This is a genomic window from Nocardiopsis sp. NPDC055824 (assembly GCF_053616335.1).
The window spans coordinates 1-11951 of sequence record NZ_JBSHDN010000196.1 but is presented as its reverse complement, the minus strand read 5'-3'; the positions used below and the strand labels follow the sequence as shown (position 1 = coordinate 11951).

Sequence of the window (11951 nt, the reverse complement as noted above, 5' to 3'; positions counted from 1 at the left end):
GGGTGGGGCCGGCCCCACCCCCACCGGTCGTGCGGGCCCCCGGGAGAGGGGACGGCCCGCCGTATGGTCCGGCGGACCGGGGCTTCCTAGGGTCGGAGGCGACACGACCCCACCGAACGACGGGACGCGCATGCCCCACGTACGACGCAACGCCGACCCCCTCCCCCGCGCCGCCCGCACGCGGCGCCGGCAAGCCCCCTCCCGCCTCCGCACCGGGGCCGTGCTCGCCGCGGCCCTGGTGCTGGCCTCGCCTGCGGGCGCGCTGGCGGGCCCGGCGGCCCCACCCGCCCCGGTGGAAGTTCCGCGCGCCTCCCTCCCGGCCCCCACCGGGGAACGCCCGGTCGGCCGCACGACCCTGCACCTGGTGGACGAGGGCCGCGAGGACATGTGGGTCGGCGGTCCCCGCGAGCTGATGGCGACCCTGTGGTACCCGGCCCGGTCGGACGCGGGACGGCGCGCGCCCTACATGACCGAGGCCGAGTCGGCGGCGACGCTCGAGGCGCGCGGGGTGACCGACCTTCCCCCGGACACCCTGCACCGGGTGCGCACCCACTCCCGTCTCGACGTCGCCCCCGCCCGCACCGGGGACGGCCTGCCCCTGGTCGTCCTGTCCCCCGGCGCGGGGCACAACAGGATCTGGTTCTCCTCCCTCGCCGAGGAGCTGGCCAGCCACGGGTTCGTCGTGGCCGCCGTCGACCACGCCCACGAGTCCGCGCCCGTCGAGTACCCCCACGGGTTGGTGACCGGGTGCGCCGGGTGCGGCAGCGGGGAGTGGGCCCGGGGCGCGGTCAACCGCGCCGGGGACGTCTCCTTCCTCCTGGACCGGCTCACCGGACCCGACCCGGCCTGGCGGTGGTCGCACGTGATCGACGCCTCCCGGATCGGGATGGCGGGGCACTCCTGGGGCGGCTCGGCCACCGCCGAGACCCTGCGCCTGGAGGAGAGGGTCGACGCCGGGATCAACCTGGACGGCCCCTACTACGCCACGGCGCTGGAGGAGGACCTGGACAAGCCCCTGGCCCTGCTCGGGAACGACCGGGGCATCGCCTGGGAGGGCCACGAGGAGATGTGGCCGCGCCTGACTGGGTGGCGCCAGTGGATCAGGGTCACCGGCTCCGGGCACTCCAACGGCATCGACCAGGGGCTGGTCACCGAGCAGCTGGGGCTCCGTGACATGTATCCGCCCGAGGAGTGGCGCAACCTGTACGGCGACATCCCGGTCGGACACGGCCTGGACCTCGTGCGCGCCTACGGCCTGGCGTTCTTCGACCACCACCTGCGCGGGGGCGACCAGCCCCTCCTGGACGATCCGGAGCGCGTCCACCCGGAGCTGGTCGTGGTGGACCCCGGGTAGCCGCGTCAGGCGCAGGTCAGCCCCCGGGGCGCCAGGCGGCCAGCAGCACCTCCAGGGGGTCCGGCCGGGTCTCCTCCTCGGCGAACGGGGCCTGGTACCGGGCTCCGGCCCCCTGGGGCGGACGGCGCGGCCGGGGCCTGGGAGCCGCCGCCGGGACCCGGGCGGCCCGTTCGTCCGGGTTCTCCTCCCGGGCCAGCGGCGCCTGGTAGCGGGCGCCCTGGGAGGCGGGCCTGCGCTTCTTGCGGATCCACCTGCGCACGGGCGCCTCCGGCTCCTCCTCGGCGGGCTCGGCGCGTTCACCGGTGGCCGTGAACCACACCGGGAGCTCCACCAGGCCGTGGACGGACGGCCCACCGCGGCGGCGCAGCCCGTGCGGCTCGACCGCCAGGACCATGCCGCGCATCCGGTCCACGGCCATGTCGATGGCGGTGCGCACCAGCTCGCGCGTGAACCCGGTGGCGGGACAGCGGTGCGCCCCCGCGCCCCACAGCAGGTGGGAGCGGTTGCCCGCCATCGCCATCGCGTCGTCCCCGCCGTGGAACACGGACGGGTCGGTGTGGGCGGAGGCGAAGCCGAACAGCATCGGCTCGCCCCGCCGGAGGCGGGCGCCCGCGAAGCCCGCGTCCGCCGTGGCGTAGCGCCCGGCGAGCATCCGGATCGGCGGGTCGGTCCACATGACGTAGTCGACGAAGTCCTCGGGGGTGAGGGTGCCGCCCAGGTAGGCGGTCCACACCCCCGGGTCCTCCAGCAGCCTGAGCAGGGCGTTGCCGATGAGGTGGGTGGTCGGCTCGTGCCCGGTCTCCCACAGCAGGGACAGGGACGCGACCGCCTCCTCGTCGGTGAGCCCGTGGGGGTGGGCCAGCAGCCGACTGGCGAGGTCCTCGCCGGGGTCGGCCCGCTTGCGGGCGACCAGGCCCGCGAAGTAGGCGCGGACGGCCCGGGCCGCGGGTTCGGAGCGGTCCGGCTCGCCGCTCCACAGGCGCGTCGTGAGGTCGGCCAGCAGGCGTCCGTAGGCGTCCGGCAGTCCGAAGAGCTCGTTGAGGACGAGCGCCGGGAGCGGGGCCGCGTACTGGCCGATGAGGTCGGCGCTCCCCTCGGCGGCGACCCGGCCGAGCAGGTGCACGGCCGCGCGCTCGACCACCGGCACCAGCTGGGGCGTGCCCACCTGTGCCAGGGCCTCCACGAGGGGCACCCTCAGCCGCTGGTGCTCCTCGCCGTCGCGGGCCAGGGCTCCGCTGCGGACCGGGGCCGTGCCTGCGGGGCTCCACGGGCGCGGGTCCGCGGAGAAGAGGTCGCGGTCGCGCAGGACCTGGAGGTTCTCCTTGTACCCGAGCAGGAGCCAGCCGCGCTCCCCGGGGCCGACCTCGACGGGGACCAGCCCTCCGTGACGGGCACGCAGCAGGTCCCAGGGCACGTCGTCCCCGGGGCCCCCGTGGAGCCGCGGGGCCCGGTCCGCGCCGCGGGGGCAGCCGGCGGCGTCCGCCCCGCCCCGCGGGAGGCCCTCCCGGTCGTCGGCCCCGGTTCCCTGGCGCATGGCGGCTCCTCGGTGGGTACGGATGGGAGCCGACGGTATTCCCCCCGTGTTTCCGCTGTGCTTCGGGGAGGAAAGCACCGCCTTTCCTTCCGGGGCAACGGGCTCCACGGCGGGGCAAGGCGGGATTTCACGACACCGCGCCCAACGGCGGCGTTGTCGCCGCACGGGAGCCGAATCCCCCTTCGGGCGCACCCGATCCGGCACGGGGCCGCCGAACTGCCCCTTCGCCGGCGGAGGGCTCCCGACGGCGCCGCCCGGTCCCTCCCCGCGGGGGAATACGGGCGGCGGGACGCGCAGGGGGCGAAAAGCGCTCCCAGGCGCGCGACCGGCCCTTTTCCCGGAGGTTTCGGTTCTCTCACCGCGAATCCGGCCGACGGGGATCGGTAGGATTGTCCGTCGGCTCCACCGCCGAACGACGACACGACCGGGGAGAAGCACCGTGGGCAAGAAGGGTCGTGGCCGACAGCGTCGCGCCGCCGGGGCGCCGACGGCCGCCTGGGCCGGGCCGGAGGCCGGGGCCTCCCCCGCGGAGGTGGTGTCCGGGGCGGTGGACGCGCTCGTGTCCGGCGGGGAGGGCGGGGGCGTCGACCTCGCCGCGGCCCGGCTCGCCGACACCGAGGACCGCGAGTGGGCGGACGCGGCGGGGCGCGCCCTCCTGGCGGCCCTCCTGGACGCCGCGGCCTCCGCGTGGACCCGCGGCTGGCAGCCCGCCGAGACGGTCCGCCAGGTCGACCGCGTGCTCGGAGCCGTGGCCGCGGCGGTGTGCGCCGACGCCGTGACGGCCGACATGGAGCGCCACTCCCCGGCGACGGTGGACCCGCGCTGGGCCGAGCAGGTGCGCGGGTTCGGCGTGAAGGCGTCGTGGGGCCGCGGCGAGGGGTACCCGGCCCACGTCGGCGCGGAGCACGGGCTGCTGCGGTTCGAGGCCGTGGACGCCGTACTGCGGGTGCTGGCGGCCCTGCGGGTGCTCCCTCCCCTGCGGCGGCTGTGCCCGCCGCCGGGGGCGTACCGGCCGGGCCGCCCGGGCGCGGCGCGACGGCCCGAGCGGGTGGACGCGGGCAAGCTCGCCCGGGTGCGGGCCCTGCTGGCCAAGGCCGAGTCGACGGAGTTCCCGCAGGAGGCGGAGGCGCTGAGCGCCCGCGCCCAGGAGATGATGGCGCGGCACAGCATCGACCGGGCCCTGCTGGCCGAGGGCCCCGGGGAGTCGGAGGCCGCCTCCGGGCGCCGCCTGCCGGTGGACGCCCCCTACGACGAGCACAAGGCGGTGCTGCTGCACGAGGTGGCCGAGGCCAACCACTGCCGCGCCGTGTGGCACCAGGAGCTGGGGCTGTGCACCGTCATGGGTTTCCCCGGGGACGTGGAGGCCGTGGACCTGATGTTCACCTCCCTGCTGGTCCAGGCCGAGACGGCGATGCGGGCCAGCGGCTCGGTACGGGACCGGTCGGGGCGCGCGGCGGGCAAGGCGTTCCGCGCCTCGTTCATGTCGGCGTTCTCGGTGCGGGTGGGAGAGCGGCTGGTCGAGACGGCGCGCGCCGCCGAGAGGGCGGCCCAGGCCGAGACCGGCACGGACCTCGTACCGGTCTTCGCGGCGCGCGAGCGCGAGGTGGAGGCGGCCGTCGCGGAGGCGTTCGGCGAGCTGACCTACTCGCGGGTGCGGGGCCCCTACAGCGAGGACGGCTGGGTCGAGGGGCGCGCCGCGGCCGACGCCGCCTCCCTGGGCTCGCGCCGCCACCTGCCCTGAGCCCCGGTCCCGGAACGGCCCGGGCCCTCGCGGAAGTCGGCGCCACGCCCTGGAGCGTGTCCGCGCCGGCCCGCACCGCGGCCGTGCACAGGCGGGACATGACCTGGCGCATGGAGCGTCCTCGCGAAGACCCGCGACACAGGTGAGCCGCTCCCTGTCTCGTGCCGGGTTTATTGGAGGCTCTGGCATGTACCGGCTTCGGTGGAGCCGTGTTCTCGGATTCTCAGGCCACGGTGCTCGGTAGTCTCTTCTCGAACTCTATGGGTGTCAGCCAGCCAATCGCTGAGTGCCGGCGCTGGCGGTTGTGGAAGATCTCCAGGTACTCAAAGATCGCGTTGGCCAACTCCAGCCGGGTCCGCCACCTGCGCCGATCCAGCAGTTCAACCTGCATACGCGACCAGAACGACTCGATGACGGCATTGTCGTAGGGATCGCCGGTGGTGCCGACCGAGGCCACCGCCCCCGCCTCGGCCAGGCGCTGGGTGGAGCGCACCGCGAGGTACTGCACGCCCCGGTCGGAGTGGTGGACCAGGCCGTCGATGCGCCGCCCGACGTGGGCCCGGTTCCACACCGCCATCTCCAACGCCTCCAGGGCCAGGTCGGTGCGCAACGACCGTGACACCTGCCGGCCCAGCACGCGGCGGGAGAACACATCGATCACGAACGCCGCGTAGACCCACCCGGCAAAGGTGCGGATGTAGGTGGTGTCGGCGACCCACAACCGGTTGGGAGCATCCGCGGCGAAGGAGCGTTCCACCAGGTCCGGGCGCATGTCCAGGCCCGGGGCCGGGGTGGTGGTGCGCGGGCTCTTGGCCCGGGTGATGCCCCGCAAACCGGCCCGGCGCATAAGCCGGTGGACGGCGTGGCGGGCCACCCGGTGGCCCTGCCGGTTCAGCTCGGCGTGGACCTTGCGGACCCCGTAGACGCCGTAGTTGTCGGCGTTCACCTGCCGAATCCTCGCGGTGGTGGCCTCATCGGTGCGCGAACGCAGCGACGGCGCCCGCGATTTGGCCGCGTAGTAGGTGGACGGGGCGACCTGCAGCACGTGGCAGATCGGCTCGACCCCGAACTCCTGGCGGTACAGGTCGATGTAGGCCACTACCTGGTGTGTGGGCCCTCGAGCTCCGCCGCGAAGAAAGCCGACGCGGATTTGAGGATCGCGTTGGCCCGCTTGAGCTCGCGGTTCTCGCGCTCGAGCTCGGCCACGCGCTGAACCTGTCCAAATCGATTCAGAACTACCACATGGACAGCAACGGCTGGATCGACGCCGGCCAGCAGCTGACCATCAGTCGCGGCGGCTACGTCATGGAGGGTCGCGATCGCACCCCGGAAGCCATCGCGGCGGGACAGCACGTCGTGGGCACCCACGTGGCCAACTACAACAGCAGCAGTATCGGTATCGAGAACGAGGGCCTCTACATGACCGTGGGCCCGTCCCAGGCCCTGCCCAACTCACTGGTGCAGACCCTGACGTGGCTGTGCGGTGCCTACGGGCTCAACCCGAACAGCGCGATCCGGGGCCACCGGGGCTTCAACGCCACCGCCTGCCCCGGTGACGTGTTGTACGCGCAGCTCCCCGAGCTGCGCGGCTGGGTCACTCGGACGATGCGGGTCTACGGCATTCCACTCGCTGCCGAACACGCGTCGGACGAGGACGGTCCCACCTGCCCGTCCGTGCCCGAGAACGAGCCGGAGCGCGAGTTCTACCACGGTCCCGCCAGAGGGGAGGACGACTTCACCCGTTAGGAACCGTAGAGGACGCTTCCCCGTTCAGTGTCTCTCTTGGCACCTCCCGATCGCGGTGCCCGCCATCCCCCGGCGGGCACCGCTTTTTTCGTCTCACTTCCTGACGGGAGGCGGGCTGGAGGAGGGTCTGCCCTCGGGGACCCGGGCCAGGATCCAGGTCTGCAACAACTCCATCGGCCCCCGCGCAAAACGGGACAGCCACCAGCGCGAACCTGCCACCAGCACCAGGCTGATCACCGCCCAGGCGGCCACCATCCAGCCCGCGTGGTGCGCGTGAGCGGCCAGGCCGAGGCCCCAGTCGTAGAAGAGCACCGAGGCCAGGAGGTTCTGGAGGATGTAGCAGCTGAGCGCCGTCCTGCCCACGGCGGTCAGGGAGACCGTGACCAGCCCGGTTCGCCGTACCCGGTCCATCAGCAGTCCCACGAGTCCCACGTACCCCAGCATCAGCACCACGGAGAAGACGCGGTTTCCGATTAGGAACAGGGAGTCGTCGGGCCAGACGGGGGGCAGCGCGTTGAGCGGCAGACCCAGCCCCAGGCCCCAGACCGTCATCCGGGACCGCAGGGCCCGACCGACCCGGTCGTCTCCGAACGCTCCGGCCCGGTACAGGCGCACACCGAACAGGAAGAGGAACACCATCAGGGGAAAGGTATGGAGCACCGTCACCCGGGAGTCCAGAAAGTCCGTCGCCCGGTACAGGACCTGGTCGGTGTAGCTTCCTTCCAGGTACAGCTGGCCCTCCTCGGTCTGCATCGGGGGGCTCTGCCTGTGAACGACGGGGAAGAACAGGGTGGTGAGCGCCGTCACCGAACCTATGAAGGTGAGGTGGAGGCCCAAAGCGGTCCACATGACGGCCGAGCGCGTCCGCTCGGAGAGGCCGAGGACGTAGACCACCAGCAGCGCCGTGATCGCGTAGCCCATGAGCACGTCCCAGGAGAACAGGAGGACGACGTGCAGAGCCCCCTCGACCAGCAGGAGGAGGGCGCGCCAGATCTGCTTGCTTGGCCGGGAGTGACCACGTTCGGCCGCGGCCCGGTACTGGATGGCCAGGCCAACGCCGAACAGCAGGGTGAGCATCGCGAAGAACTTGCCGTCGATGAACATGCTCCGCAGCCCTTCGGCAACGGGGCCGTAGCCGCCTGATTCGGGATAGCCGAAGAGCCAGATGTTCATGGCGAGTGTGCCCAGGATGGCGAACCCGCGCAGCACGTCCAGGAGCGGTATGCGCGGGGGCGCGGGCGGTCGTGTGGTTGTGTCCATGGGCGTATGGTCCCGGGGTTTCGCCCGCCGGGGCATCTGCCGAAGGGTATAGGCCGGGCTTCTTCGACCTTCGCGCCCTGCCCGTTGCCCGTACGCCTTTGACCCTCCGAGCCCCGCCGTCGCCCGTACGCCTTTCGGCGGACGCGGACACCGTGCGCCGTACCGCACTATGGACGGATGGGTGCGGCAGAGGTGGGCGAAACGTTCGCGCGGAGGCGGTGGCGATGGCGGTGGCTCCCCGTCCCGGTGCGCGACGCGGTGGTGGCGGTACTGGTGGGACTGGTGGTCTTGGAGTTCTCTCCCGTCAAGGGCAGCGCCGAGGCGGGGTGGCTCTCCCACACGGTCGTGCTGCTCGCCTGCGCCCCTCTGGTGCTGCGGCGGCGGTTCCCGTTGACTGTGGTTCTGGCGACCGGAGCCCTCTCGTTCGTCTCGTACGTGACCGTGGGCTACAGCAGCCCCCTGATCGCCGCCATGTTCGCCGCGGCGTCCGCGGCCTACCGGCGCCCCGGTGCGGTACCGGTGCTGGCCGCGGCGGGGGTCGCGTGTTGGTCTGCCTCCCAGGTGATTCTCTTCCCTGACACCAACGGGATGGTCGAGTGGTCGGGGGACCCGTCCGCCCCAGCCGCGTCCATGACCGGGAACTTCGTGGGCTTCGCCCTGGGGACGCTGCCCGTCCTTATCCCCGTCCTGGCGGGGTACGTGTGGCGGCTGCGGGCCGACCGCGCTGAGGGGGTCCGGCGCGAGGCGCGCAACGCGTTCGAGTATGAACGGTTGCGTGAGAGGGAGCGGATCGCCCGCGAGGTGCACGACATCGCCGGTCACCACCTCAGCGCGATCCGGTTGCTGGCGGTCGGTGGTCGGCAGGCCGTGGCGGGCCGGGACCCCGAGGCGGTTGCCGTGCTCGGGTCGGTCGCGGATCTGTCCGGCCGCGCGGTGCGGGAGGTGCGCGAACTGCTGGAGGCGTTGCGCGAGGACCGGCTGACCGGGGCGGTGCCGGGCACGGGGCTGGCGGACCTTGCGTCCCTGGTGGCGGCTCTGGAGGGTACGGGCGTAAACGTGGAACTGGTGATGTCCGAGGGGGTCGGGGAGGGCCTGTCCGAGCGAGTGGAAGCGGACGCGTACCGGATCGTCCAGGAGTCCCTGGGCAACGTGCTGCGGCATTCGTCGGCGCGGCGGGTCCGGGTGAGGCTGACGCGCACGGCCGACGCGCTGACGGTCATGGTGGAGGACGACGGATGGCGCATCGTGGCGGCGGAGGGCTCCGGCGGGCGCGGTCTAGCGGGGATGCGGGAGCGCGTCAGGGAGCTGGGCGGCGTCCTGGAGGCGGGGAACCGCCCCGGGCGGGGCTGGCGGGTGCGGGCCGTGCTCCCAGCGGAGGGCGTCCGGACGGACAGCGCGGCCAGTCCCGGAACAGCGGAGAACACGCGGAACAGGGAGGGGGCGCATGATCCGGCTGCTGATCGCCGACGACCAGCCAGCCGCCCGTGAGGGGCTGCGGCTGCTGTTCCGGCCGGTCGAGGACGTGGAGGTGGTGGGTGCGGCCGCGAACGGCCGGGAGCTGGTGGCCATGGCACGCCGCCTGCATCCGGACGTGGCGCTCACCGACATCCGGATGCCCGGCATGGACGGCGTCGCGGCGGCCCGGGAGCTGTCGGGGCTCTCACCTTCGCCGCCGACGATCATGCTGACCACGTTCGACACCGACGAGTACCTGTTCGGGGCGCTCCAGGCGGGGGCGGTGGGGTTCCTGCTCAAGGAGAGCGAACCGGAGCTGTACGTGGAGGCGGTGCGGGCGGCGGCCTCGGGCCAGGGGGCGATCGATCCGAGGGTCACACCGCGCCTGGTGAAGCGGTTCGCGAGGACCTCGCCGCGCACACCGCCGCCGCTGGCAGTGGAGCTGACGTACCGCGAACGGGAGGTGCTGGTGCTGGTGGCCAGGGGCCGCAGCAACGCCCGGATCGCCGGGGAGCTGGGCATCACCCACGGCACGGCCAAGGTCCACGTGGCCCGGATCCTGGCCAAGCTGGGTGTGGAGAGCCGGGTACAGGCGGCCGTCTACGCCTACCGCCACGGCCTGACCACCTGGGCGGACGGCTAGGCACTGTTCTCGAAGCGGTGAGATCGCGGAGCCGGGTCCGGCAGGACCACGTCACCTCGTGCGGACGGGTGATCTTGATCAGCAGGCCTGTCGGGGACCCGAGTGGGTGATGCCCGCCTTTCCGACGGCGATCTGGTCGTTCATCCCGGTGCTCGACGATGCCGTGGTGGGCATCGATGTGTTCGCGGGCCCGGCCGTCGCTCGCGCGGTCGAGGAGCAGCGATACGATGGCGCGGCACAGCATCGACCGGGCACTGCTGGCCGAGGGCCCCGGGGAGTCGGAGGCCGCCTCCGGGCGCCGCCTGCCGGTGGACGCCCCCTACGACGAACACAAGGCGGTGCTGCTGCACGAGGTGGCCGAGGCCAACCACTGCCGCGCCGTGTGGCACCAGGAGCTGGGGCTGTGCACCGTCATGGGTTTCCCCGGGGACGTGGAGGCCGTGGACCTGATGTTCACCTCCCTGCTGGCCCAGGCCGAGACCGGCACGGACCTCGTACCGGTCTTCGCGGCGCGCGAGCGCGAGGTGGAGGCGGCCGTCGCGGAGGCGTTCGGCGAGCTCACCTACTCGCGGGTACGGGGCCCCTACAGCGAGGACGGCTGGGTCGAGGGGCGCGCCGCGGCCGACGCCGCCTCCCTGGGCTCGCGCCGCCACCTGCCCTGAGCCCCGGTCCCGGAACGGCCCGGGCCCTCGCGGAAGTCGGCGCCACGCCCTGGAGCGTGTCCGCGCCGGCCCGCACCGCGGCCGTGCACGGCGAGGGCGGCCCGTGAAAGCGTTCTCCCGACGGCCCTTCGGAAGACGGCCGGAACCACCCGGGCCCTGCTGTCCCCCGACGGCGTCCCGGACGCCCTCCGAGCACCGCCGACGCGACCCCCCGGGCCCGCACGGGATTACGGGAGGCCGACGCGCCAGAAATGCGGCCTCGACCACACGGCCCCATGCAACAGAAGACACCGCACCGGCACACTTTCCGGATGAGAAGAAGGACTCCCTTCGCAGTCGGATCCCGCCTGATTCCCCGAGGGCCGGACCCGCTGCCGCCCCGGGAGGCCGGGCACATCCGGGCGGGTCTCAGCCCGCGACCCGGGCACCTGCGATCAGGCCGGGACCCGGCAGGAGGCCCCCCGACAACGCACACCGGAAAAGAAACAGAAAATCAGTCACAGGAAAAAGAAGGACAGAAAAAGTGGACACCCCACACAAAACCGAGCCACCCCGGCGAATCATTCACCTTCAAACGACACAACAGGAATCACACCGAACAAAAGAAATACACCCCGCAGGTTCGTGACAATAAGCATCAGGCCCCCCGCACATTCGGCACCCGACCGAAAAAATCTGTTACACGGAAGCAACAAAAGTCCGCGACCACTCCCCGGGGACACCTCGATCCCGGGGGTCGTTTCCACGCCTCCACACGCCGGTGGTACCTTTACCGTCGCTTCAGATGCAGGTAGCGGAGAAAGGGGTCGGGCATGCTGTTTGACCCCCCGAAAATGGGTGACTCAGCACACAATTTCGTCAAAGTGGTGCTGGGGATCGACCTGCCCCGGGCCGGCACACCGGCCATGCGCGCCGCTTCGGAGGTCTACGACACCCTCGACGAGCAGGTGCACGAGCTCCCCGACGTCATGGACACGACGCGCAACCGCGTCCGGAGGAACTTCGGTGGAGCGGCCTCCGACTACTACGACCGTCCCCTCTCGGCCTTCACCAACGAGGAGAGGGACTACGTCGGCAACGGGGCGAGAACGAGCCGCACGCTCTCGGCCGAGCTGCGCAAGTCGGCGGCGAACGTCGACTACATGGTGGCGATGGTCTGGAGCCAGGTGGCCCAGTTCATCACCGAGACCACCTTGGCCGTCGCGACGGCCAAGGTCACCTTCGGCGCGCTGATCCAGCACGTCCAGATCGACAACGGCGACCGGGACGGGGCCGACCAGTACTTGCTGCGCGACGCGCACGTGGGGGCCGTGATCGAGGAGCTCGTCCCCGCCGGCAGCTCCGGAGGCTTCGGGGTGTTCGTCAACAGCGGTTTCGCGGAGGCCTTCACCCGACACCTCGACGACCTGCGCGGCCGACCGGACCTGCCCGCGCCCCCAATGCCAGAAGGAAGAGTCGCGCATGCCGTTGGACCACAACATGTCCGACTCCTCACGCAAAGCGATCGAGGTCCTCACCGGCATCCAGGTCCCCAGAGCCGGCATCAACAACCTCGG

Annotated in this window: 8 protein-coding genes, 2 pseudogenes and 1 other annotated feature; of the genes and pseudogenes, 7 read left to right on the top strand and 3 right to left on the bottom strand. The window is 72.4% G+C overall.

Features of this window, described 5'->3' with window-relative positions; all coding sequences use genetic code 11:
* The first annotated feature begins 130 nt into the window (after positions 1-130).
* Positions 131-1354: an alpha/beta hydrolase family protein gene (locus tag ACWGL3_RS26790; protein ID WP_452461931.1), complete on the top strand. Its 1224-nt coding sequence runs from the start codon at positions 131-133 to the stop codon at positions 1352-1354.
* Between the two features lie 16 nt (positions 1355-1370).
* Here the strand turns inward: ACWGL3_RS26790 and ACWGL3_RS26785 are convergent, their stop codons facing one another.
* Positions 1371-2888 carry a cytochrome P450 family protein gene (locus tag ACWGL3_RS26785; protein WP_267949410.1) on the bottom strand — a complete coding sequence of 506 codons (1518 nt, stop codon included), beginning with the start codon at positions 2886-2888 and terminating at the stop codon, positions 1371-1373.
* Between the two features lie 439 nt (positions 2889-3327).
* Here ACWGL3_RS26785 and ACWGL3_RS26780 point away from each other — a divergent pair, with 439 nt between their 5' ends.
* Positions 3328-4629, top strand: coding sequence for a DUF2786 domain-containing protein (locus ACWGL3_RS26780; protein WP_267949409.1), 1302 nt, complete (start codon positions 3328-3330; stop codon positions 4627-4629).
* Positions 4630-4852: 223 nt separating this feature from the next.
* On the opposite strand, the gene ACWGL3_RS26775 is transcribed toward ACWGL3_RS26780, so the two are convergent.
* Entirely contained in the window at positions 4853-5728 is an 876-nt protein-coding gene (locus ACWGL3_RS26775; RefSeq protein ID WP_267949408.1) for an IS3 family transposase, read from the bottom strand.
* Positions 5657-5770 (bottom strand) — a sequence feature (AL1L pseudoknot). (Overlaps the previous gene by 72 nt.)
* Positions 5771-5826: 56 nt before the next feature.
* On the opposite strand from ACWGL3_RS26775, the pseudogene ACWGL3_RS26770 reads away from it, so the two are divergent.
* Positions 5827-6375 (top strand): annotated as a pseudogene (locus ACWGL3_RS26770) (peptidoglycan recognition protein family protein); the annotation flags it as partial.
* A gap of 93 nt (positions 6376-6468) precedes the next feature.
* Here ACWGL3_RS26770 and ACWGL3_RS26765 read toward each other — a convergent pair.
* The gene (locus ACWGL3_RS26765; protein ID WP_267949407.1) at positions 6469-7635 is read right to left on the bottom strand and encodes a DUF418 domain-containing protein; all 1167 of its coding nucleotides are present in this window, start codon (positions 7633-7635) and stop codon (positions 6469-6471) included.
* Positions 7636-7812: 177 nt separating this feature from the next.
* On the opposite strand from ACWGL3_RS26765, the gene ACWGL3_RS26760 reads away from it, so the two are divergent.
* The 4 genes and pseudogenes from ACWGL3_RS26760 to ACWGL3_RS26745 all read left to right on the top strand — a co-directional run.
* Positions 7813-9123 (top strand): sensor histidine kinase, encoded by a 1311-nt coding sequence (locus tag ACWGL3_RS26760; RefSeq protein ID WP_267949406.1) that lies wholly within the window; start codon positions 7813-7815, stop codon positions 9121-9123.
* Positions 9080-9733 carry a response regulator gene (locus ACWGL3_RS26755; protein ID WP_267949405.1) on the top strand — a complete coding sequence of 218 codons (654 nt, stop codon included), beginning with the start codon at positions 9080-9082 and terminating at the stop codon, positions 9731-9733. The genes ACWGL3_RS26760 and ACWGL3_RS26755 overlap by 44 nt, the downstream gene beginning before the upstream one ends.
* Positions 9734-9942: 209 nt before the next feature.
* Positions 9943-10395, top strand: a pseudogene (locus ACWGL3_RS26750) (DUF2786 domain-containing protein); the annotation flags it as partial.
* Between the two features lie 812 nt (positions 10396-11207).
* Positions 11208-11951 (top strand): hypothetical protein (locus tag ACWGL3_RS26745; protein ID WP_452461930.1); only part of this gene is annotated, 744 nt, incomplete at its 3' end.